The organism is Balneicella halophila (assembly GCF_003096835.1).
GTDB lineage: Bacteria > Bacteroidota > Bacteroidia > Bacteroidales > Balneicellaceae > Balneicella > Balneicella halophila.
In genome coordinates this window covers 453275-478455 of the sequence record NZ_QENZ01000003.1, presented here as the reverse complement: position 1 = coordinate 478455, position 25181 = coordinate 453275, and the positions used below count along the sequence as shown (strand labels likewise).

17 protein-coding genes and 1 pseudogene are annotated in these 25181 nt (G+C 37.6%); 14 read left to right on the top strand and 4 right to left on the bottom strand.

Annotated elements, in window-relative coordinates:
* Nucleotides 1-104 precede the first annotated feature (104 nt).
* From C7377_RS02165 to lgt, 3 genes are all read left to right on the top strand, one after another.
* Nucleotides 105-632, top strand: coding sequence for a hypothetical protein (locus tag C7377_RS02165; protein WP_116495694.1), 528 nt, complete (start codon nucleotides 105-107; stop codon nucleotides 630-632).
* Nucleotides 633-790: 158 nt separating this feature from the next.
* Entirely contained in the window at nucleotides 791-4078 is a 3288-nt protein-coding gene (gene secA / locus C7377_RS02160) for a preprotein translocase subunit SecA (protein WP_116495693.1), read from the top strand.
* Between the two features lie 24 nt (nucleotides 4079-4102).
* Entirely contained in the window at nucleotides 4103-4972 is an 870-nt protein-coding gene (lgt, locus tag C7377_RS02155) for a prolipoprotein diacylglyceryl transferase (protein WP_116495692.1), read from the top strand.
* A gap of 176 nt (nucleotides 4973-5148) precedes the next feature.
* Here lgt and C7377_RS02150 read toward each other — a convergent pair whose 3' ends face one another.
* The 3 genes from C7377_RS02150 to hutH all read right to left on the bottom strand — a co-directional run bounded on the left by C7377_RS02150 (nucleotide 5149) and on the right by hutH (nucleotide 10361).
* Nucleotides 5149-7419 carry an aconitate hydratase gene (locus tag C7377_RS02150; RefSeq protein ID WP_116495691.1) on the bottom strand — a complete coding sequence of 757 codons (2271 nt, stop codon included), beginning with the start codon at nucleotides 7417-7419 and terminating at the stop codon, nucleotides 5149-5151.
* 179 nt (nucleotides 7420-7598) lie between these two features.
* Nucleotides 7599-8831: an imidazolonepropionase gene (hutI, locus tag C7377_RS02145; protein ID WP_116495690.1), complete on the bottom strand. Its 1233-nt coding sequence runs from the start codon at nucleotides 8829-8831 to the stop codon at nucleotides 7599-7601.
* 21 nt (nucleotides 8832-8852) lie between these two features.
* Nucleotides 8853-10361 (bottom strand): histidine ammonia-lyase, encoded by a 1509-nt coding sequence (hutH, locus tag C7377_RS02140; protein WP_116495689.1) that lies wholly within the window; start codon nucleotides 10359-10361, stop codon nucleotides 8853-8855.
* 165 nt (nucleotides 10362-10526) lie between these two features.
* Here hutH and C7377_RS02135 point away from each other — a divergent pair, with 165 nt between their 5' ends.
* From C7377_RS02135 to C7377_RS02090, 10 genes and pseudogenes are all read left to right on the top strand, one after another.
* Nucleotides 10527-11549, top strand: coding sequence for a metal-dependent transcriptional regulator (locus tag C7377_RS02135; protein ID WP_116495688.1), 1023 nt, complete (start codon nucleotides 10527-10529; stop codon nucleotides 11547-11549).
* A pseudogene (gene feoB / locus C7377_RS02130) lies at nucleotides 11542-13736 on the top strand (ferrous iron transport protein B). Before C7377_RS02135 ends, feoB begins: the two are co-directional and overlap by 8 nt.
* A 38-nt stretch (nucleotides 13737-13774) precedes the next feature.
* Nucleotides 13775-14401, top strand: a complete 627-nt coding sequence (locus tag C7377_RS02125; protein ID WP_116495687.1) for a Crp/Fnr family transcriptional regulator — start codon at nucleotides 13775-13777, stop codon at nucleotides 14399-14401.
* Nucleotides 14402-14485: 84 nt separating this feature from the next.
* Nucleotides 14486-15805: a TolC family protein gene (locus tag C7377_RS02120; RefSeq protein ID WP_116495686.1), complete on the top strand. Its 1320-nt coding sequence runs from the start codon at nucleotides 14486-14488 to the stop codon at nucleotides 15803-15805.
* A 28-nt stretch (nucleotides 15806-15833) separates the two neighbouring features.
* Nucleotides 15834-16907, top strand: coding sequence for an efflux RND transporter periplasmic adaptor subunit (locus C7377_RS02115; RefSeq protein ID WP_116496201.1), 1074 nt, complete (start codon nucleotides 15834-15836; stop codon nucleotides 16905-16907).
* A 24-nt stretch (nucleotides 16908-16931) separates the two neighbouring features.
* Nucleotides 16932-20147: an efflux RND transporter permease subunit gene (locus C7377_RS02110; protein ID WP_116495685.1), complete on the top strand. Its 3216-nt coding sequence runs from the start codon at nucleotides 16932-16934 to the stop codon at nucleotides 20145-20147.
* A 23-nt stretch (nucleotides 20148-20170) separates the two neighbouring features.
* Nucleotides 20171-20476, top strand: coding sequence for a hypothetical protein (locus tag C7377_RS02105; protein ID WP_116495684.1), 306 nt, complete (start codon nucleotides 20171-20173; stop codon nucleotides 20474-20476).
* A gap of 16 nt (nucleotides 20477-20492) precedes the next feature.
* Nucleotides 20493-20717 carry a YgaP family membrane protein gene (locus tag C7377_RS02100; protein WP_116495683.1) on the top strand — a complete coding sequence of 75 codons (225 nt, stop codon included), beginning with the start codon at nucleotides 20493-20495 and terminating at the stop codon, nucleotides 20715-20717.
* A gap of 27 nt (nucleotides 20718-20744) precedes the next feature.
* Nucleotides 20745-21041 (top strand): thioredoxin, encoded by a 297-nt coding sequence (trxA, locus tag C7377_RS02095; protein WP_116495682.1) that lies wholly within the window; start codon nucleotides 20745-20747, stop codon nucleotides 21039-21041.
* Entirely contained in the window at nucleotides 21041-21502 is a 462-nt protein-coding gene (locus tag C7377_RS02090; protein WP_116495681.1) for a DUF302 domain-containing protein, read from the top strand. Before trxA ends, C7377_RS02090 begins: the two co-directional genes overlap by 1 nt.
* 75 nt (nucleotides 21503-21577) lie before the next feature.
* Here the strand turns inward: C7377_RS02090 and C7377_RS02085 are convergent, their stop codons facing one another.
* Nucleotides 21578-23644, bottom strand: a complete 2067-nt coding sequence (locus tag C7377_RS02085) for a S9 family peptidase (RefSeq protein ID WP_116495680.1) — start codon at nucleotides 23642-23644, stop codon at nucleotides 21578-21580.
* A 169-nt stretch (nucleotides 23645-23813) separates the two neighbouring features.
* Here C7377_RS02085 and C7377_RS02080 point away from each other — a divergent pair, with 169 nt between their 5' ends.
* Entirely contained in the window at nucleotides 23814-25178 is a 1365-nt protein-coding gene (locus C7377_RS02080) for an MATE family efflux transporter (protein ID WP_116495679.1), read from the top strand.
* The last annotated feature ends 3 nt before the right edge of the window (nucleotides 25179-25181 follow it).

The following is a 25181-nucleotide window of genomic DNA, read 5'->3' as shown; positions in this document are numbered from 1 at the left end:
TTATACAATAATACGTAAAACTTCTCGGTCTCCTCTAAATATACGTATTAATTTTTTGTTACTACACTAAAATCATTATTTTTATAACTTTAAAAGCAAAGAGAATGGAATTATTAGGAATAGGCTCAAGAATTAATCATCCAGAATTAGGGTTTGGAGTAGTTACCAATTCAGACAGCAAGCAATACTGGGTTGTCTTTCAAGATAGCGGACTGGAAACGATAGATATAAATAGTGATTTCGAAATTATTGAAATTATAAGAGATGAGCTAGATGTTGTAAGTTTCTTTGAAGTGGAAAGCAGTCTTCGTAAATTATTAAAGAAATGGAGCGATGTTTCTGAGGTAGTTCGTATCGCTGACAAATGGAGAGGGGGAAATATTATTTTGCAACCGAAAGACGAAACGCTATCTAATAAAGAAATTCCTATCGACACTTTCTTTCACAAAATCGTCATGGTACGTGATCGCATCAGAGTGATGGAGCAAAAAATAAACGCTAGTAAAAATTTGGATGATCAAGAAAAAATAGACTTACAGCAATATATCACTCGAATTTATGGTAGTCTTACTACTTTCAACGTATTATTCAAGGAAAAAGAAGACCATTTTGTAGGTGAAAGATCTAAATAATAAGTTTTAAACATATAGACTAATAGAGATAACTCAAGTATTAATAATTTAGTATTACGTAATTTCTCATTAAAAGAAGTTTACGTTTCTGTTTCTATTATCTAAAATCATACAAAAGCGTTATCTTTGCAAGGTTATATATAATTTAAGCAAAAATTATGGCATTTGATAAAATACTGAAGACATTATTCGGCAGTAAAGAAGATAGAGACATGAAAGAATTGTCTCCCTACGTAAAAACCATCAACAAGCATTATAGCACACTACAAAGTTTATCTGATGATGAGCTCCGTGAAAAAGTAGTACAGCATAAGAAGCAATTACAGAAAGCTGTTCTGGATGAATACAAGCAAATCGCTGACTTAAAGACAAAAGCGGAAAATTCTCCTATAGATGAGCGTGAAGATATCTACAACGAAATAGATAAGATAGAAGAGGATATTACTGAAAAGCTTGAAAAAGAACTTAATAACATCCATGCAGAGGTATTTGCTATCGTTAAAGAAACGGAACGTCGTCTTTCAGAAAATAAAGAATTACGGGTAACCGCTAATGATTTTGATAAAGACCTTGCCGCTACAAAAGATTTTGTAACCATAGAGGGAGACCAAGCTATTTATGCAAATCGCTGGCAAGCCGGAGGTACGGAAATAGAATGGAATATGATTCCTTATGATGTACAGCTTATTGGAGGTACCGTATTGCATAAAGGTAAGATTGCAGAGATGGCAACGGGTGAAGGTAAAACTCTTTCATCTACTCTACCAATATTCCTAAATGCACTAACCGGCAGAGGCGTGCATGTGGTTACTGTCAATGATTATTTAGCAAAACGTGATGCTGAATGGAACGGCCCTATTTTCCAATTCCATGGACTTTCAGTGGACTGTATTGATAAGCACCGCCCGAACTCAGAAGAACGTCGCAAAGCTTACAATTCAGATGTGACCTATGGTACCAATAATGAATTTGGTTTCGACTACTTGCGTGATAACATGGCAATCAATCCTGAGGATATGGTGCAACGCAAACACAACTACGCCATCATTGATGAGGTTGACTCCGTATTGATTGATGATGCACGTACACCTCTGATTATTTCAGGACCAACTCCTAAAGGTGAAAATCAAGAGTTTGATGAGATGAAACCTCGAGTGGAACGCATCGTTCGTGCTCAAAACACTTTGATTAGAGAGTTATTCACTAAGGGGAAAAAACTTGTTGCAAGTGATAACAAAAAGGAAAGAGAAGAAGGAGAATTACTAATATTCAGAGTGTTTAAAGGGGCTCCAAAATACAAACCTCTAATTAAATACTTGAGTGAGCAAGGAAATAAAGCCCAACTTTTAAAGACGGAAAACTTCTATATGGCCGATAACAATCGGAATATGCACATCGCAACCGACGAGTTGTTTTACGTTATAGATGAGAAGCAAAATACGATAGAACTGACTGATAAAGGTCTCGACCTTATTTCTAAAGATGACGATGATGAAAATTTCTTCATCTTACCAGACATTAGTACCGATTTAGATAGTATCGAGAAGAATAGCGAGATGAGCACTCAAGAAAAAGTAGAGGCTAAAGATGCTATTTTACAAGATTACTCAACCAAAGCTGAACGTGTTCATACTGTAAATCAATTACTCAAAGCATACTCATTATTTGAACGTGATGTGGAATATGTGGTTATGGACAACAAAGTAATGATTGTTGATGAGCAAACAGGTCGTATCATGGATGGTCGCCGTTATTCTGACGGATTGCACCAAGCTATAGAGGCAAAAGAAAATGTAAAGATAGAGGCAGCTACACAAACTTATGCTACGGTAACTTTACAGAATTATTTCCGTATGTATAATAAGCTGGCTGGTATGACGGGTACTGCGGAGACTGAAGCTAAAGAACTTTGGGACATCTATAAGCTTGATGTCGTTGTTATTCCAACAAACCGACCTATTGCACGTGATGACCAAAATGATATTATCTATAAAACGAAGCGTGAAAAATACACTGCTATTATTGATAAAATCGAAGAGTTAGTCAATGCAGGTCGTCCCGTATTGGTAGGTACAACCTCTGTTGAAATTTCTGAATTATTGAGCAGAATGCTGAAGATGAAGGGAATCGAACACAACGTCCTGAATGCAAAACTGCACCAGAAAGAGGCAGATATTGTAGCTGATGCAGGTAGAAAAGCACAGGTGACCATAGCGACCAATATGGCAGGTCGTGGTACCGACATTAAACTCTCTGATGAAGTAAAAGCAGCAGGCGGTTTAGCAATTGTAGGTACAGAACGTCACGAATCTCGCCGTGTTGACAGGCAGTTGCGTGGACGTGCGGGTCGTCAAGGTGACCCTGGATCTTCTGTATTCTTTGTTTCGCTAGAAGATAACCTAATGCGTCTTTTTGGTTCTGATAGAATGATAAAATGGCTAGACCGTGCCGGATTGAAAGAAGGTGAGGATATTCAAGCCGGAATGATGACCAAACAAATCGAAAAAGCACAGCGTAAGGTTGAGGAGAATCACTTCGGAGTTCGTAAGCGTCTTTTGGAGTTTGACGATGTCATGAACACACAACGTGAGGCTATTTATAAAAAACGCCGTCATGCATTATATGGTGAACGTTTACAAGTAGATGTAGCCAATACGATGTACGATGTCTGTGCAGACTTGGTAGAGAAGTACCATAATACCAACAGTTATGAGAGCTTTAGTATGGATGTACTCAGTGACCTAGCCATAGAGTGTACTATTACTGAAGATGAATACAAATCATTAAATGTAAGTCAACTTTCTGATAAACTCTATGATGCAGTTCGTGACGCTTATGAGCGAAAAGTTGAAAAGATTAAAGAACAGGCACAACCTGTAATCAATCACGTTTACGAGCACAAAAAGGAAACCTACCAAAATATTGCAGTGCCTATTACTGATGGCCAAAAGGTCTATAACATCATCACTAACTTAGAAAAAGCTTATGAATCGAAGGGTGAAGAATTGATGCGTTCTTATGAGAAATCAGTCGTTTTAGCACATATCGATGATGCATGGAAAACACACCTTCGTGATTTGGACGATTTGAAACAATCGGTACAAAATGCCAGCTACGAACAAAAAGACCCTTTAGTGATTTATAAGTTTGAATCGTTTAACCTTTTCAAATCGATGATGAATAAAGTAAATTCTGACATTATCAATACGCTAATGAAAGGTCAGATATACTTAAATACTCCAGATGAGGTGAAACGTGCAGAACAAAAGCATACGGACTATAGCAAGACACAAACTCAAAAAGAAAGTGCTGATGGTGATGGAGGTTCTCCAGAGAAGGAAGAGCAAAAGTTACAACCAGTACGTGTAGCAGAAAAGATTGGTCGTAATGAGCCATGCCCATGTGGTAGCGGTAAAAAATACAAACATTGTCACGGTAAAAATTAAGATATTTATAAATAAAAAATAACTATGCACCTATTCAACTATATCGATTGGAGTCCGGATCCTGAGATCTTTAATATATTTGGAATTTCTATCCGCTGGTATGGTTTACTGTTCGTAGGTGGATTTCTCATTGGTCTTAAAATTATGGAGAAAATGTTTGCCAATGAGAATATAAATAAAGAATGGTTAGATCCGCTCTTTATGTATATGATTATAGCCACTCTGCTTGGTGCTCGTTTAGGACATGTTTTTTTTTATGATTGGGCATATTTCCAAAATCATTTATTAGAAATACTCTTACCTATTAGAGAACAAGAAGGAGCTTCTATGTTCTTCGGGCTCATTAAAGGCTGGAAGTTGATTGGTTATGCAGGCTTAGCCTCTCATGGTGGGGCTATCGGTATTTTAATCGCACTTTGGATATTCTCAAAAAAGGTAAGTAAAAAACCAATGCTTTGGATTTTAGACAGAATTGTTGTTCCTACAGCACTGGTAGCAGTATTTATCCGCACAGGAAATTTAATGAATTCTGAAATTATAGGTGCCCCAACTGATTTACCTTGGGGATTTCGTTTTCACTTAGCTAGTATTGAAAACCCTGAAATCCCGAGACATCCTTCACAAATCTATGAAGCGCTATGCTATTTAGCTACATTTATTGCATTGATGTATATGTACTGGAAAACAGAAGCTAAAGATAAGTTAGGTTTATTATTTGGAGTTTTCTTAGTGATGATATTCACCGCACGCTTCTTTATCGAATTTGTAAAAGAAAATCAAGAGGCCTTTGAAGAAAGCATGACTCTAAACATGGGACAGTGGCTAAGCATTCCATTTATTCTTGTGGGAGCCTATTTCATTATAAAAAATTGGAAAAAAGAAAAAGTTGTTTAACGATTATTCCTTTTTTGTAGAGGAGAAATACCAAATTTTCTTTTGAAAGCAGTACAAAAGTGTGATGAGTAACACAATTATTTCCACTGACTACATCGACAACTAGCATTTTAAACAAATAACAAAAAGGGAAGACCTAAGTCTTCCCTTTCTTATTTCATAGTTTTTGTAAGTATCTAAGCCTTATTTTGCTTTTTAATCATATTCAATGCACTTCCTTCACGGAACCAATTGATTTGACTCAAATTATAAGTATGATTTACTTTGATAGTATCTTTACTTCCATCTGCGTGTACAATCTCAACTGCAAGCTGTTTTCCTGGAGCAAAATCTTTCAAATCGATGAAGTTGAATGTATCATCTTCTTGAATGAGATCATAATCAGCTTCGTTATCGAACGTAACCGCTAACATCCCTTGCTTTTTAAGGTTTGTCTCATGGATGCGAGCAAATGACTTCACCAATACCGCTCTTACTCCGAGATGACGTGGCTCCATAGCTGCATGCTCACGTGATGACCCCTCACCGTAGTTATGATCGCCGACTACAACCGTTGGAATGTCCTTAGCTTTGTACTCACGTTGTACGTCAGGCACTTCGCCATATTCTCCTGTGATTTGATTCTTCACCTTATTGGTTTCCTTATTGAAAGCATTAACGGCACCAATCAAGCAGTTATTAGAGATATTATCTAGGTGTCCTCTGTAGCGCAACCACGGTCCTGCCATAGAGATATGGTCAGTGGTACATTTTCCGTAAGCTTTTATCAATAACTTAGCACCTTCGATATTTTCACCATCCCAAGGTTCAAAAGGTGTTAATAATTGCAATCTTTCTGAATCCTCAGCAACATCTACTGTTACGTTAGAGCCATCCTTAGCTGGTGCTTCATATCCTGGATCTTCTACCTCAAATCCTTTGACAGGAAGTTCGTAACGTGTTGGTGGAGCTAATTTGATTTCTTCGCCATCTTCGTTAGTCAATGTATCCGTCAGTGGGTTAAAATCGAGACGTCCTGCTATAGCGATAGCTGCCACCATATCAGGCGAACCTACAAAAGCGTGAGTGTTTGGGTTACCATCAGCACGTTTAGCAAAGTTTCGGTTGAATGAATGTACAATTGAGTTCTTTGGTGCATTTTTAGGATCGCTGTAGCGTGCCCACTGTCCAATACAAGGACCACAAGCATTTGCAAAAACCTTAGCTCCTACTTCTTCAAATACTTCGATTAAGCCATCACGCTCCATCGTATAACGTACCTGCTCTGAACCTGGGTTAATACCAAATTCTGCTTTTGGCTTAATATTATTATCTAATGCTTGTTGAGCAATAGAAACAGCTCCTGAAATATCTTCATAAGAAGAGTTCGTACAAGAACCAATCAATCCCCACTCTACTTCTACTGGCCAATCATTCTTTTTAGCTTCTTCCTTCATCTCAGAGATGGGAGTCGCTTTATCAGGAGTAAATGGACCGTTCAAGTGTGGCTCTAATGTATCTAGATTAATTTCAATAACTTGATCAAAATATTTTTCCGGATTTTCGTAAACCTCTTTATCTCCGGTTAAATGTTCTTTTATCTCATTTGCAGCATCAGCAACCTCAGCACGTCCTGTGGCTCTCAAGTAACGCTCCATACTCTCGTCATAACCGAACGTAGAAGTAGTAGCACCTACCTCAGCACCCATATTACAGATACTTCCTTTACCGGTACAAGAAAGGTTTTTAGCACCTTCTCCAAAGTATTCTATGATGCATCCAGTACCACCTTTTACAGTCAATACACCCGCTACTTTCAAAATAACATCTTTAGCTGCAGTCCAACCATTCAGGTTTCCTGTTAATTTTACACCAATCAACTTAGGAAACTTCAGCTCCCAAGGCATCCCTGCCATCACATCTACAGCATCAGCACCACCAACACCAATAGCAACCATTCCGAGTCCACCGGCATTCACAGTATGAGAGTCAGTACCAATCATCATACCACCTGGGAATGCATAATTCTCCAAAACAACTTGGTGAATGATACCTGCTCCGGGTTTCCAGAATCCAATACCATATTTATTAGACACAGAAGCCAAGAAATCATACACTTCATTGTTTGTATCCTTAGCTCGAGGGAGGTCTTTTTCATACCCCTCTTTAGCTTGGATTAAGTGGTCACAATGCACTGTAGTTGGTACAGCCACTTTTGGCTTTCCGGCTTGCATAAACTGCAAAAGAGCCATCTGCGCGGTAGCATCTTGACAGGCAATACGGTCAGGAGCAAAATCTACATAATCTTCTCCTCCAGAATAGGCTTCTGTAGGCATGCCTTGAGAAAGGTGAGAATACAAGATTTTTTCACTCAAAGTAAGTGGTCCGCCTTTAAGTTCTCTTGCCTTTGCAATACGCTCTGGCATTTGTTTATAAACTCGTTGAATTAAATCTAAATCAAACATCATAATTTTTTGTTTTTAAGGACTTTGTGTTTCAAAGTGTAAAGATAAATATTTAAAAGTCTGATAGGTTCTTGCTTTAAAGCACAATCGCTATTTAAACCTCTTATTATCAGACACTTACACCTAAAACTTAAAACTTAAAACAGAATCATTCTAAATAACTATTTATTCTCTATGTAAGGTTATAACACCATTTCTCCTCGTTTCCATACTTTTTTAGGCAGTACAGCTCCTTGCCTATAGATGATATTTCTAAAATCTTTAAATGGAAATGCAATGAAATCTGCTAATTTTCCTTCTTCAAGGGAACCTACCCTGCTACTCACATTTAGAGCCGCTGCTGCACGTATTGTTAATCCAGCTAAGGTTTCTGCCATCGTCAAGTGTTCAAAAGCTCCTAAAATTGAAGCCGGAAGTAATAATTTACCCATAGGTGCTGAACCTGGATTCCAGTCGGTTGCTATGGCTAATTTACCACCTTTGTCTAGGATAGCACGTGCAGGAGTAAAACGATCTCCTAAACCAATAGTTGCTCCAGGCAATGCAACAGCAGTTACATTACTCTTCGCAAGAGCTTCAACTTCTTTGTCGGTACTAGCTTCCAAATGGTCTGTGCTGATGGCTTCTAAATCAATAGCTAATTGACTTCCACCCGGTGTAAATTGGTCGCCGTGAACGGTGATATCAAAACCTAATTCTTTTGCTTTTTGCAAATAAGGTAAAGTTTCCTCTACAGAAAATGCAGATTGCTCCACAAAAGCGTCAACACGACATGCTAATCCTTCTTTCCACACCTTAGGAAGTAATTCATCCGCCATCAGTTGCAGATATTCAGACGCGGTTCCTTCAAAATCTTTCGGTTTCATATGAGCCGCTAAACAAGTACCGACTAAGTCTATCGGAAGTGCTTTATTCGCATTTTGAATGGCACGAAGCATTTTCAGTTCGCTTTCAACTGTAAGTCCATATCCGCTTTTCACTTCGCAAGTTGTGACTCCTTCTGAAAGTTGTACCTTAGCCCGCTCTATCGTAGCTTCTGTAAGCTCTTCCAAACTGGCACTCCGTGTTGCAGTAACTGTATGCCAAATACCGCCGCCAGCTTCAGCTATTTCTAAATAGCTTTTACCTGCTAACCGCATAGCGTAGTCAGTTGCTCTATTTCCGGCAGAACAAATATGTGTATGGGTATCCACAAAACCGGGTAATAACACCATCGGTTCGTCAATTTCTTCACGTTCTGCATCAGGATAAGCAGTCTTAAGTGACTCCCAACTACCTAAATCTTTTATTTTACCTCCTTCAACAACTATTCCCGCATTGGCAATTATTTCTAATTGTTCGTCTTGCAAAGCTCCTCTTTCTGGAAGATTTGCCATGGTCAATAATTGATAAAATGGCCCTATTATTTTTTGCATGAGTCTGAATATTTTATTGTCTTATTTTACCTGACTAGCAATATCTAACAAATCTCCGCTTTTTATAATGTCGATAGATTTATTAATAGCTGTAGAGAATATTTCATCTTTCTCGAAATGAGGAATTTCTTTACGCACATATTCTTGTATTGCTTCAATAGTTTTAGAACTCTTCAATGGACGCGCAAATTCTAAGGCTTGTGTAGCACAAAGCAACTCAATCGCTTGTATCTTTTCTAAATTATTAATGACTCTCAAGCATTTTCTTCCACTGATAGAGCCCATACTCACATGATCTTCTTGTCCCATCGATGTAGGCACGCTATCAGCTGAAGCGGGGAAACACTGTGTCTTGTTTTCTGTAACCAATGCTGCAGTTGTGTACTGAAGAATCATAAAACCGGAATTCAAGCCCGTTTCTTTCAATAATAATTTAGGTAAACTAAATTTCTCTCCTTCTAAGCTCAAATATACTCGTCTGTCTGCAATATTGCCTAATTCAGCACATGCTAATGTTGCGTAATCTATTACCATAGCTAAAGGTTGACCGTGGAAATTACCTCCACTTATTGCATCACCATCTCCTAAAACAATAGGATTGTCAGTCACAGAATTCAGCTCTATTTCTACCAATTCATTCAAATGTTTCCACGCATTACGTGAAGCTCCATGTACTTGTGGCATACAACGAAGTGAATATGGATCCTGTACTCTATCACAATCAGCATGAGAAGCAGGTATTTCTGATCCATCTAACATATTGCGAAGATTTTCTGCAACACGTTGTGTCCCTTCATAAGGACGTATCTCATGTAATTCTTTCTTAAACGGACGGATTGAACCTTTTAGAGCATCTAATGTGACAGCACCAATAATGTCAGCGTGTCGTAAGGCTTTTTGCATACGGTACACTGCCATGGTTGCGTGTGCTAATATAAATTGTGTTCCGTTAATCAATGCTAATCCCTCTTTCGCTCCTAATTGTACAGGCTCTAAGTTCAACTCCTTATACAAATCCGCTGTTTCGTAGATTTTTTCATTATATTTAACCTGTCCCATTCCAATTAATGGTAAAAACAAATGTGAAAGAGGAGCTAAATCACCAGAAGCACCAACAGAGCCCTGCTCCGGAACCAAAGGAAGAATATCATTTTCGAAAAAATAAAGAATGCGCTCGTAAGTATCTAATTTGATACCTGAGAAACCTTGTGCTAAAGCATGTAGTTTTGTCAAAAGCATCAACCGTACTAAATCATCTTCTATTGGCTCTCCAACGCCTACCGCATGACTTTGCAAAATGTTTTCCTGCAACTTTCGGGTCTCTTCTGCTGAAATTTTAACTGTGCATAACGGACCAAAACCTGTATTGACTCCATACACTGTCCTATCGCTAGCTACAATTTCCTCAACATTTTTTTGACTTTTAGTAATCTGTTGTTTTATCTCATCAGACAAAACACCTTGTTCTTTTTTATTTATCATAGCAATCGCTATGTCAACTGTCAGTTTATCTTTCCCAAAATGAAACATAGTATATTTTTTTAAAAAATTTATTTGATGTAAAAATACTGAAATTATATTCTTGCTGCAAATATTGATTTTTTTAATAAGAGCACTAAGATATTTTAATCAAATTCATCAGAAGTTTATTGAAAAAACCTATCTTTGTAAGACAATAAATACCAAATAAGTTAGATGACTCTTATTTTCAATATTATATTTGGCATAATAGCTATAATCTTGCTCATTCTGTTCTTCAAACCACAGGATGGATGGTGGTATCGACTTAAGGAAACCAAGGTATCGCGAGATAGAATTATTTTGGAGGATATCCTAAAAACACTATACCAGTCTCAACTAGAAAAAATAACACCAAATATTAAATCGCTTGTAAAAAAGCTTCCATTTAGAGAACAACAAACACTTAAGATATTGAGTGAAATGGAAAAAAAGGACTTGGTTCAAGTACTAGAAAATAAAGTCCGTTTGAGTCCTAAAGGAGAAACCTATGCACTGCGAATTGTACGCGCTCATAGACTTTGGGAGCAGTTTCTTGCTGAAAAGACAGGATATGATAAAAAAGATTGGCATAAATTAGCTGAAAAAGCAGAACATAGACTCACTGACGAGCATCTTGAGGAACTATCAAAAGAATTAAGAAGACCACTTTTCGATCCTCACGGAGATCCTATTCCCTATGGAGAAGGAGAAATGCCTGAAATCTCAGGAAAAGTTTTAGCATCTTTCCCGGAAGGAACCATTGGCAGAATTGTACACATTCAAGATGAACCAGAATCCATTTATCAGCAAATCTTAGCTGAGAATATACACATTGGTTCTCAAGTAAAAATTTTGAAAATAACTCCGGAAATGGTTCGTTTTTCTTCAGAAGGCAGATTGCATGATTTACAACCAATAGTAGCCGATGCCCTTACTATTATCCCTTTAGAAAAAGAAGAAATCACTGAGAATATCAGCAGACTTTCACAATTAAAAAAGAAAGAAAAAGCAGTTGTTAAAGGTATTTCAAGAGAATGCAGAGGTGAGAATAGACGTAGATTGCTAGACTTAGGCTTCGTTAATGGCACAGAGATTAAAATTTCTAATATCAGTCCTTTGGGTGACCCTATTGCCTACCAAGTAAGAGAAACACTTATAGCTTTACGAGAAGATCAAGCTCAATATATTCTAATTCAAAAGGAGGGAAACGATGAGTGATAAAAAGAATGCTGCTTGTGAGAATTGTGATCTTTATAACCATGCCGCACTGAAAAAATTAGGTGTTGATGCTACTAAAAGTGACTATGTAGTAGCTTTGGCAGGAAATCCAAATACTGGGAAAAGCACAGTGTTTAATGCACTCACAGGACTACGACAGCACACAGGAAACTGGCCGGGCAAAACGGTAGTGCGTGCTGAAGGAGCTTTCAGCTACAATGACAAAAAATTTAAATTGGTAGATTTACCAGGAACCTATTCGTTGCTTTCCACATCGGAAGATGAAGAGATTGCTCGCAATTTCATCCTATTTGGAAAGCCCAATGTTACCGTTGTTGTTGCAGATTCTGCAAGGTTAGAACGTAACCTAAATCTTATCCTACAAATATTAGAAATAACACCTAACACTATTCTCTGTCTTAATCTAATTGATGAAGCTGAAAGACATGGAATTAAGGTAGATGAGCGTTCTTTGGCAAGAGAATTAGGAATTCCAGTAGTGCCAACAAGTGCACGCTATGGAAAGGGCTTGCCACTGTTATTAAAAACGATTGATGATATGGCTACTGGGAACATAAATACAAAACCTCATAAAATTAGCAGTATCCCACCAAAAATTGAAACAGCAGTGGCAGAATTAAGTAAAGAAATTGAGGAACAATATCCACAGTTGCCTAATAGCCGATGGATAGCTCTACGTCTACTTGAAGGAGATAGAAGTATTATTGACGCAGTAAAACAAGGAACTTTAGGAGATTTGGAGATAAAGAAATGAGCAAACAGACAAATATAGATAACATCCTGAACAAAGCTGACAAGCTACGCTGGGAACTTGGTGATAACTATCATGATTACCTGACAGAAAGTATTTATACAGATGCAGCTGCCATAACTAGAAAAACGGTACAGCAAAAAGGTAAAGAAAGTGTTTTCAATTTTGAACAGAAACTTGACCAAATAGTTACAAGCAAAAAATGGGGATTCCCTATTATGCTTCTGATATTAGCTGTAGTTTTATGGATTACTATTATAGGAGCCAACTACCCTTCGCAAATGCTTTCGGATCTTCTCATGGGCTGGCTCTACCCGCTGCTGAAAGATGGAGCTAATGCACTAAACTTTCCATGGTGGTTGAGTGGATTTCTTGTAGATGGTGTTTATTTGGCTGTAGCCTGGGTGATTGCTGTGATGCTGCCCCCGATGGCCATATTTTTTCCATTATTTACACTGTTAGAGGATTTTGGTTATCTGCCTAGAGTCGCATTTAATCTCGATAAAATATTCCAAAAAACCGGTGCACATGGAAAGCAAGCTTTAACCATGACTATGGGATTTGGATGTAATGCTGCGGGTGTTGTGGCAACACGTATAATTGATAGCCCGCGTGAGCGCTTAATAGCTATAATTACGAATAACTTTTCGCTATGTAACGGACGATGGCCTACCCAGATATTACTCGCCACTATCTTTCTAGGAGCGGTTGTTCCTAATGAATTTACAAGTTTTGTTGCTACGGGTTCGGTTATCCTGATAGCACTTATTGGTATTGCTTTTATGTTCGGAACCAATTGGTTTCTCTCTAGAGTAATGCTAAAGGGTGAAGTATCTTCATTTACCCTAGAACTTCCTCCCTACCGACCGCCACAGTTTTGGAAAACTTTATATACGTCATTGATAGACCGTACGCTTATCGTTTTGTGGAGAGCGGTAATGTTTGCGGCACCAGCAGGAGCAGCTATTTGGCTCATTTCAAATATAAACGTAGGCGGTGAAAGTCTAGCATTTTGGACTATTGATTGGCTGGATCCGTTTGGAGTGGCTATCGGACTAAACGGTGTGATTCTTCTTGCTTATATTTTAGCGATTCCTGCCAATGAAATTGTAATACCTACTATCTTAATGCTCACAGTGCTAGTCACAAAAGATTTAAATATGGGTGAAGGTGCAGGAGTTATGTTTGAAGGTTCTGAAGCTCAAATTTCAACGATATTAGAGGCAGGAGGATGGACACTACTCACTGCAGTCAACTTAATGCTATTTAGTTTGCTTCATAACCCTTGCAGTACAACGATATATACCATATATAAAGAAACAAATAGTGTAAAATGGACCACTGTAGCAGCAATTCTTCCTATCATCATGGGTATTGTGGTATGTTTCTTAGTCGCTTTTTTCTGGAGACTGTGATTTTTTTTGTAATATTGTGAATATATTTATTACTGAAAATGAAGACAAAAATTCGGAAAGCATTACCCGGAATCACAGAAATAGCATTACTTGATGAAATTGCTAAAGAAGGAATATATCGTGTTTTTTCGGAAGGTGATAATATTATAAACGTTGGGGACTATATTACTTTTGCTCCTTTAGTACTATCCGGAAATATTAGAGTTTCACGTATCAATGAGGACGGCAAGGAAGTCTTTCTCTATTATCTAAAACAAGGAGATACTTGTGCCGACACCCTGCAGTGTTGCTATACCAACAAAAAAAGCCAAATAAATGCCATTGCAGAAGAAGAAACAGAAGTTATTCTTGTAAGTATATTAAATGTAAACAGCTGGTCTTCGAAATACAAAAGTTGGAAAGAATTCGTGATGCTTTCCTTCAAAGAAAAATTCAATCAACTATTGGAAGCTCTTGATAGTATTGCATTCCAAAAAGTTGATGAACGATTGCTTTCTTACCTGAAAAAGAAGGAGGAAATGTCAAATGATTCTCAAATTCAAATAACACATCACGAGATAGCCCGAGATCTCAACACTTCCCGAGAAGTTATTTCACGATTACTCAAAGCTTTAGAAAGCAAAGGCCTGGTTCAGTTAGGTCGAAATTCTATTAAAATGCTTTAATTTTTCGTTATGTGACTTTAGTCACTGTAAGTGGTTTTGCCGACAACTACTTTTGTCTTGGAATCCTAAATAAAAGATGAAAGTATGTTTTCAAAAAGACTTTTTATTAGCCTAATCCTCCTTTGTGGCTTTTTGTCGCTCAGTCAAGCACAACAAACCATCAGCTTAGAGGAATTGTTGAGTAAAGCATTGGCAAACAATATGGGACTGCAACAACAAGCTTTGCAAGCCGATATTGAACAGTTAGATGCAGAGAAGAGTAATGCTGTATTTCTTCCCCGCGTAAATGCAAGTTATTCTTTTGGTCGAACCAACGACCCGCTTAACGTATTCGGGACAAAATTAAAGCAAAAGATTATTCAGCAAGCAGACTTTGCTCCGGATTTACTGAACAATCCTGACGGGATGAACTCTTATAATGCTTTGGTAAAAGTCGAGCAACCTATCTTTAATTTGGATGGTATTTACATGCGAAGTGCAGCAAGAGCAAAAGCCTTAGCATCAAAGCATCAACTGGCATACGGCAAAGAGTATTTAACTTTTCAGGTGAAGCAACTTTTTGCTCAATTACAACTACTCTATGCGGCAAATGATGTATTGGAGAAAGCCAAAAAAACGGTAGAAGCAAATGTAAATTTGGTAGAAAACCTAAGTAAGCAAGGCTATACCAAACCCTCTGACGAATTGGAAGTCAACGTACGCTTAACGGATATGGAAAATAAAATATTGAATAATAAAATCAATATTCAAAATCTCTCTGACCAGCTGTATTATATCATGGGACAAGATGCGAAAGAAACCTTAAAGCCGACGACTGAAATTAAAGAAATTCCTTCTACTGTAGGTTTACTTCCTCAAAGTAATTTGGAAACAGAAAGAGATGATTTGCTGGCTTATCGAGCAGGTATTGATGCACAGAAGAATATGCTAAAAGCAAGTCGCTCAAAATTTTCACCTCGTGTAAATGCTTTTGGACAATATGAAATCAACAATCACAAATTGTTTCAAGGTGATGCAGACAACTACATGGTAGGTATGCGATTATCTTGGAATCTTTTCAACGGAACACAAAACATTAAAGATATACAAAAAAACAAGGTTGCCTTAGAAAAAGCAGAGGTTGCTTATGAGGATTACCTTACGAAAAGTCAAGCTGAACTAAACAAAGCTCATCGTGATGTTGAAAACGCATTGGCAAAGATTGCATTAGCTGAAAAAGCATTGAATCAAGCAAAAGAAAGTTATAGAATCCGTAAAAACAGGTTTGAAGAAGGTCTGGAGAAAACCACAGACCTACTCAAAGACGATAGTGCAGTTGAAGAAAAACACCTCAACTATTTACAAGAATTATTTCAGCTAAAAGTAGCTGTGTATTACATCGAATTTTTAACCTCAACGAAATAAATTGAAAAAAACATTTAATCTAAATAATATGAAGCATCTTATTTTAATCATCAGTTTTCTGGGACTATTTATCACAAGCTGTTCAGATAAAAAAGAAAAAGCTACAGACCAAAATAATGCGGTTGTAGTGAAAATCCAAAAAGTAAGCAATGAGGCTAAAAATAACCTTTTATCAGTAAGTGGAAAAGTAATGCCCGTAGAGTATGCAACACTTAGTACACGAAGCATGGGACACGTGCAGAAAGTATATGTAAAAGTCGGCGAAAGAGTTGCAAAAGGAAAACTCTTATTAAGTATAAATAATGCGGACCTAAATGCACAAAAAGCCCAAGCCGAAGCAGGTATCTCTGAAGCAAAAGCCGCATTTCAAAATGCTGAAAAAGACTATAAGCGTTTTAAAAATTTATTTGAAAACAAAAGTGCATCACAGAAAGAACTTGATGATGTAACGGCACAATATAATATGGCTAAAGCACGACTATATGCGGCACAACAAATGAAAGAAGGGGTAAACGCTCAATTTTCTTACAGTAATATACGTGCACCTTTCAGCGGTGTTATTACACAAAAAAATGTAAATGCCGGTGATTTAGCCAATCCGGGAATGCCCTTGATTACAATGGAAAACCCTTCAAAGTTTGAGATTATTGCGATGATTCCGGAAAGTGAAGTGGCTAAGGTAAAAAAAGACCAAGAGGTCGAAATCTTGATAAAATCAATTAATCAAAAAACTAAAGGAAAGGTATCCGTAGTGAGCAGTTCTGCACAAAATACCGGTGGACAATATCTTGTGAAAGTAGCTTTGAAAGAAAAGCCTGAAGCTTTACGTTCAGGAATGTATGCAACAATTTATTTCCCCATTAAAAGTGGAGCAACTACTCAAATGATTGCAGTTCCTACATCAGCCTTGGTGAAACAAGGAGAACTTACAGGAATCTATACCGTAAGCCAAAGCAATACCGCTATTTTAAGATGGTTACGCTTAGGGCAACAGTTAGGTGATAACGTAGAAGTACTTTCCGGTCTATCAGCAGATGAAAGCTACATTATTTCTGCAGAAGGAAAGTTATACAACGGTGTAAAAGTAAATCCGATACAGTAATTACAATCAAGTAAAAGAAAAAAAATGAAAGAAGGATTAGCAGGAAAAATAGCAAAGTTATTTATCGGGTCAAAACTAACGATACTGCTGATGATTGTATTTATGGTCATTGGAGTATATAGTTCGTTTTTGATTCCCCGAGAGGAAGAGCCACAAATTGACGTGCCTATGGCAGATATCTTCGTCGGTTATCCCGGAGCCAGCCCCAAAGAGGTAGAATCACGTGTAGCAAAACCTCTTGAAAAATTAATCTCCAATATAAAAGGTGTAGAGTACGTATATACAACATCTATGGAGGAACAGGCAATGGTTATCGTACAATTTTACGTGGGCGAAGATATAGAACGCTCTTTGGTAAAACTCTACAATGAAATCAATAAGCACATGGATACCATGCCGGAAGGTGTTACCATGCCTTTAATAAAATCACGTGCCATTGATGATGTGCCCATGCTGGGATTAACGCTATGGAGCCCTAATTATGATGATTATCAATTAAAGAAAATGGCGAATGAATTGGCTACTGAAATAGAAAAAGTCAATGATGTAGCTATTACTAAAATAATTGGCGGGCGCAGTCGCGAGCTCAGCGTAATTCTTGACAAAGCAAAAATGGCTGAAAGTCATTTAGACTTTTTGAATGTTGCAGAGATGCTAAAAGCCAACAACCATCAATTAGTCGCAGGAGCTTTTAAGAAGGGAGATACAGAATACAATATCAAAACAGGCAATTTCTTGGAAACCTCCGATGATGTGAAAAACTTAGTCATTGGAGTTTATCAGAATCAAGCTGTTTATTTAAAACAAATCGCTGAAATAAAAGATGGTCCGGAATTACCAAAAAACTACGTTTCTATGGGATTTGGAGTAGCCAGCGATGAAATGAAGGAATACCAAGCAGAATATCCTGCTGTTACCATCTCTGTTGCTAAACGCAAAGGTGCAGATGCAATGAAGATTTCCGATAAAATATTGAATAAAGTGGAGCATTTACGCAAAACACTTATTCCTGATGATGTTCATGTATCGGTAACGCGTAACTACGGAGAAACGGCTTCGCAAAAAGTCTCTGAACTATTGATGCACCTTATCGGAGCGATTATTGCCGTAACCATCGTGGTTATGTTAGCCATGGGTTGGCGTGGCGGGTTGGTAGTGTTTCTATCAGTTCCCATCACTTTTGCATTGACGCTGTTGAGCTATTATATGCTTGACTATACACTCAACCGCATTACGCTGTTTGCATTGGTGTTCGTAACAGGCATTGTCGTCGATGACTCTATTATTATTGCGGAGAATATGCACCGGCATTTTAAAATGAAAAAACTGCCTTTCAAGCAAGCAGCACTTTATGCTATCAACGAGGTTGGTAACCCAACTATCTTGGCGACCTTTACGGTAATTGCCTCTGTGCTTCCTATGGCTTTTGTATCAGGAATGATGGGGCCTTATATGTCTCCAATGCCTATTGGTGCATCTATTGCCATGATACTTTCACTATTCGTTGCCTTGACGATAACGCCTTATTTAGGTTTTATTTTCTTGAGAGAAAAGGATAAAAAAGGTCAAAAGAAGAAAGAAGCCAAGAAATTAGAAGAAACATTTATCTATAAATTGTATGAAAAATTAGAGCGTCCTGTTCTTGAAAATAAAATGAAGCGAAACATCTTCCTCGGAGTTACTTTTCTGTTGCTCTTAGGGTCTGTTGCGTTGTTCTTTACAAAAACAGTAGCTGTAAAAATGTTGCCTTTTGATAATAAGAACGAATTTCAAGTGGTTATTGATATGCCGGAGGGCACAACACTGGAACGTACTGCGGTGGTAGCGAAAGAAATTGGTCAATACCTCAGACAACAAGATGAGGTGGTAAATTACCAAAGCTATATAGGTACTTCAGCCCCGATTACTTTCAACGGTTTAGTACGCCACTATGACATCCGCCATGGCAGTAATGTTGCAGATATTCAAGTAAACCTTACCGACAAGAAAAAACGAAGCCTGCAAAGTCATGATTTAGCAAAAAAATATCGCCCGGGTATTCAGGCGGTAGCCAAGAAATACGGTGCTAATGTAAAGGTAGTGGAAGTACCTCCGGGACCTCCTGTGCTTTCTACAATTGTTGCTGAAGTTTATGGCCCTGATTACAATCAGCAAATCGCCATTGCAGACAGCATACAGCAAATTTTACACAACACCCAAGACGTCGTGGATATCGACTGGATGGTAGAGGCTGACCAAGAACAGTTTAACTTTGAAATAAACAAAGAAAAAGCGATGCTTTACGGTGTCGCTCCTCAACAAATTGTCTATACGATGAATATGGCATTGAGCAACAAAGCTGTAGCATCTATTTACAGTGAAAATTCAAACCATCAAGTTGAAATTGTTCTTCAATTAGATGAAAAAGAAAAAACGTCTATCAATGATATTGCTCAATTGAAAATAAAAAGCAAACAAGGAAATATGGTTCCTATTGCCGACCTTATAGAGGTAAAAAAGAATATCAAGCCTAAGAGCATTTATCGAAAAAATCAAAAACGCGTAGTTTATATTTTAGCCGATATGGCAGGCGAGCTGGAAAGTCCTGTGTATGCAATACTGGGAATGACCGATAAACTAAAAGCTATTGATTTACCGGCAGGATACGAAATCAATGAAACTTACATGGAACAACCCGCCTTAGAAGATGACTATACCGTAAAATGGGATGGCGAGTGGCAAATAACCCTCGAGGTATTCCTTGATTTGGGAATTGCATTCTTGGGTGTACTCATCATTATTTATATGCTGATAGTCGGTTGGTTCCAAGATTTTAAAGTTCCTTTTGTGATGATGGTTGCCATTCCTCTTTCCTTAGTGGGTATTGTTTTAGGACACTGGATACTGGGAGCATTCTTTACTGCCACATCCTTTATTGGAATGATTGCTCTAGCAGGTATTATGGTGCGGAACTCTGTCTTGCTGATTGACTTTATCAATCTGCGTTTGGCAGAAGGTATTCCTTTGAAACAAGCCGTATTGGAGGCAGGAGCTATCCGAACCACTCCTATTCTATTGACAGCAGGTACGGTGGTTATCGGTGCGTTCGTCATTCTTTTTGACCCAATTTTCCAAGGTTTGGCAATCTCACTGATGGGTGGAACGATAGGTTCTACCATTCTCACATTGCTTGTCGTGCCATTGGTTTATTACCTAATGGAACGCAAAAAATATGAGGATAGAGAAAAATCAGATAAATAACTATTTCTTTAAACCCTAACAAAATGAAATTAGTAATCATAACAGCAGTAGCATCTTTTCGAGAAGATATTATAAAACTCTTGAAAAAGGCTAAAATAGACTCATACAGTGGTGCAGAGATGGACGGCTACAGTCATTCAGAAAGTTCTTCTTTCAGCTGGTTTCCCGGTGCCAAAGAAGGTATAGACTCTCATATGTTTTTTGCTTTTACAACAAGTAAACAAGCAGAAAATCTAATAAATATCGTAACTGAATTTAACCAGTGCACCGTGGAAAACAAAAACTTTTGTATAAAAGTTGGCACTGTTCCTGTGGATAAATACATTTAAGCAAAATATTAAAACAATGGAAAATAATAAACCATATTGTCACAAAGTAACGAAACACGAACGCATCGTGCGATTTATTGCAGGAACTTTCGTGCTGTTGAGTGTTCTCCTTGGATATTTTGTGCATATCTATTGGTTAGCCTTGGCACTCTTCGTGGCATTAAACCTTATACAATCATCACTTACAAAATGGTGCTTATTGAATGACATTTTAAGATGGTTAAAAATTAAAGACAATTAAAATCATAACTTTTTAAAAAATTTAGAAATGAAGAATTTTTCAGAAATCATCAATCAATCAAAACCAACGCTGGTAGATTTCTTTGCAGAATGGTGTGGCCCTTGCAAAATGATGAGTCCCATCCTAGAAGAGGTAAAAGATGAGTTAGGCGATAGTGCCAACATCATCAAAATAGATGTAGATAAAAACCAAGAAATGGCTCGTGATTTCCAAATTATGGGAGTTCCTACATTAATTCTTTTTAAAAATGGAGAGAAATTATGGAGTCATTCCGGTTTATTGCAAAAGCAAGATCTTGTTGAAATCATCAAAAAACATTCATAATGGCGGAACTACTCTTTCTATTACTGGGTGTTTTTATCGCTTTACTCATAGTGTATTGGTTAGTACCCCGCAAAATGATCAATACCCAAGAAAGCCTTTATGACTTTGATACGACTGTTGCAAAAATTGTAGCAAATGCTGAAAAAGAAGGCTGGGGCTTACAAGGAATTAAAAGAATAGATGAATCTATAGAGAAGGCTAATTTAGAAGCGAAAGCGAAAGTGGCTCTTATTGAAATATGTCATCCGGAACATGCCTCAAAGATGATAAATGATCCTAAGAGCACTCATATTTCTGTGATGATGCCTTGCACTATTTCAGTCTATGAAACCGAGGACAAAAAAGTCATTATCGCCACAATGAATATCAAACCTATGAGTTGGATGTTCGGCGGTACTGTAAAAGAAGTCATGGGAGGACCAGTCTATAAATCACAAAAAAGATTTATTGACTTGAACTAATAAGCCTCCCCTTTTCAATAAAAACGCCACTAAACCGAGGTCTATTGGCGTTTTTATTGAAAGTTCTTCGTCCTACTATTCATGAATATCAAGAAGGTCAAACATAAAGGCATATTCCAATGCAACTTCTTTTAGTTTGGCAAAACGACCGGATGCTCCTCCGTGTCCGTAGTCCATTTCTATTTTCAACAATACTGGATTATTATCCGTTTTCATTTCACGAAGTTTAGCTACCCATTTTGCTGGCTCCCAATATTGCACTTGGGAATCGTGCAGTCCTGTTGTTACCAACATCGCAGGATAATCTTGTGCTTTTACTTGATCGTAAGGAGAATACGACAACATATAGTCATAATAGGTTTTGTCTTTAGGATTGCCCCATTCGTCGAACTCGCCGGTAGTTAAAGGAATGGTTTCATCCAACATCGTTGTAACCACATCTACAAAGGGTACTTGGGCAATAATTCCCGTATATAAATCAGGTCGCATATTCGCAACAGCTCCCATCAATAAACCACCCGCACTTCCGCCACAAGCAAAAACTTTATCCTTAGCTACCAAATTATTTTTAACGAAATATTCGGTACAGTCAATAAAGTCGGTAAATGTATTTTTCTTCTTCAACAATTTACCATCCTCATACCAAGGACGACCTAATTCCTCGCCTCCACGGATATGTGCAATGGCATAAATTATTCCTCTATCCAGCATGCTCAAACGAACCGAACTAAAGTAAGCATCTATACTATTACCATAAGAGCCATAGGCATAAATATACAATGGAGACTTTCCGTCTAACTTTGCGTTGTTTTTATTATATACTAAAGATACAGGAACTTGGGTTCCATCTCTCGCTTCTACCCAAATACGCTTACTTTTATAGTTATCTTTATTGAAGTCTCCTAAAACTTCTTGTTGTTTTAGCAACTGGGGTTCCTTGGTTCTCATATTTATATCAAATACAGAAGTTGGTGTTGTCAAAGAGGTATAGCCATAGCGCAATACCTCGGCATCAAAATCAACATTGGTAGAAACCCACGCATCATAGACTTCTTCTTTGAAATCGATATAATAATCTTGTGCTCCATCCCAAGTTTGAATACGAATATTATTTAATCCTTTTTCTCTCTCTGAGGTGACCAAATACTCTTTAAAAATATCAATACCTGTAAGCATCACATCTTTTCGTGGGGCAATAACCATCTTCCAATGTCTTTTATCCGTAGCTGTAACCGGAGTTTTCATCAAACAAAAGTTCTGTGCATTCCAATTCGTATAGATATAAAAACTTTCTCCATAATGAGCCACGTTGTATTCCACGCCACGCTCACGCGGTGCAATGAGTTGAAACTCACTATCAGGTTTATCCGCATCAATATATCTCATCTCAGAAGTCAATGTGGAACTATTACCAATGATAATATATTTTTCCGATTTCGTTTTATAGCAATGAGTATAAAAGGTATTGTCCTTCTCTTCGTAAACCAGTTTATCCTTGGCAACATCTTTTCCTATTTTGTGAGTGTAGACTTGGTATGGCAACAAAGTTTGTTCATCTTTTTTAGTATAGAATATGGTTTTATTATCATTAGCCCAAGTGATACTTCCCGAGGTATTCTCTATTTTATCAGGATAGATCTCACCAGTTTTTAAATTCTTTATATAAATCGTATATTTTCTACGACTTACATTATCTACAGAATAAGCTAATAGTTTATTGTTTGGGCTTACCTCAGAAGCTCCTACACTATAGTACGCTTCCCCCTCAGCCAACTCCGGGATATTCAATAAGATTTCCTCCTCAGCATCGAGACTCCCTTTCTTCCTGCAAAACAAAGGATATTCCGCTTCACCCTCAGTACGGGTATAGTAATAATAACCGTTTTTCTTATAAGGCACAGATTCATCGTCTTTCTTGATACGAGCAACCATTTCATCATACAGATTTTGCTGAAATTCCTCAGTGTGCTCCATTATCGCATCAGTGTATGCATTCTCCGCTTTCAAATGCTCAATTACCTCAGGATCTTCTCTTTGATTTAACCAAAAGTAGTTGTCGATACGCGTATCTTCGTGTATTGTTAATTTCTTTTTAATTTTTTTTGCCACAGGTGGCTGTGCTTTTACATCTCTTATCTTCATAGCTCTTATAGTACGAAGCAATAGCTAAAAAGTCTATCGCTCGTTAGTAACGTTCTTGAATTTATTTTGAAAAAAATAGTCGATATTTATGTGTTCAAAAATACGACAAAAATGTAGATTTTATCCTGTTTTCAGTAAAATAACAGTAGCTTTGCACTACATTTAGATTATGGCAAATAATTTCACCACAGGAAAACCGTCAAGACAACTTTTTTGGTTTGCAGTCCCTATTTTATTAGGAAATGTCTTCCAGCAATTTTATAACATCGTAGATAGTGCTGTTGTGGGACGTCTTATTGGAAACGACGCTTTAGGAGCTGTCGGTGCATCCTATCCAGTGATTTTTGCTATCATTTCGTTGATTTCCGGTATCGCCGGAGGATTTACCATTGTAGTATCTCAATACTTTGGTGCCAGACAATATGATAATGTAAAGGCAACGATAACTACGATGTATTTCTTTATCTTCTTTTTCTCAGCCTTAGCATCTATATTAGCCCTTATATTTAGCAAGGAAATATTTCTTCTATTAGATTTACCTATCGAGTTACTTGACTTAGCCACAAGATACATTAATATTTACATGAGTGGTATTATTTTATTTTTTGGATACGCTGCAACCACTGCAATACTTCGTGGTCTTGGAGACTCCAAAACACCTCTCTATTTCTTGATATTTTCTACACTCCTTAATATCTCCTTAGATCTTTTGTTCGTCTATGTCCTTGGCTATGGCGTAGAAGGTGTAGCGTATGCCACCATCATCGCTCAAGGTATTGCTTTTATTGCAATCAGTATATATGTGCATCACAAAAATGTACATTTACGCATTAATTTCTCTTCGCTAAAGTTTGATTTCGACATCTTTAAAAAGGCAATCCGTATTGGGCTGCCAAGTGGAATACAGATGGTTGCCGTCTCCGTGGGAATGGTTATTATTTCGCGATTAGTCAATGGTTTTGGCACCGAAGTTATCGCCGCCTACAGTGTTGCGATGCGTATTGATTCTCTTGCCGTGATGCCTGCTATGGCATATAGCCAAGCTGTGGCATCCTTTACAGGACAAAACATGGGGGCAGGAAAATTTTCACGAGTAATGTCTGGATACAAGACGAGTTTAAGTCAGTCCTTGATTATTTGTGTAATAATGACTGCCGTAATCGTCATCTTTGGAGAAAATCTAATGGGTATTTTTACTGAGGATCCTGAAATCATCCGAATAGGTAAAGAATACTTAGTAATCGTAAGCTCATTCTATGCATTATTTGTAATATTGTTTAACTCAAACGGGGTTTTGCGTGGTGCTGGTGATACATTGATTCCAATGTTTGTAACTATCGTTGCTCTTTGGATTGTTCGTATCCCTGTAGCCTATTATTTAGCAGGGTTTATGGGAGAAACTGGTGTTTGGTGGTCTGTACCAGCTGGCTGGGCTGTGGGGGCTACATTCTCTACGCTTTACTTCTTCTCTGGCAAATGGAGAACAAAAGGAGTCGTTAAACATTTTCCAAAGGAAGAGATGTTGGAAGAATAATGA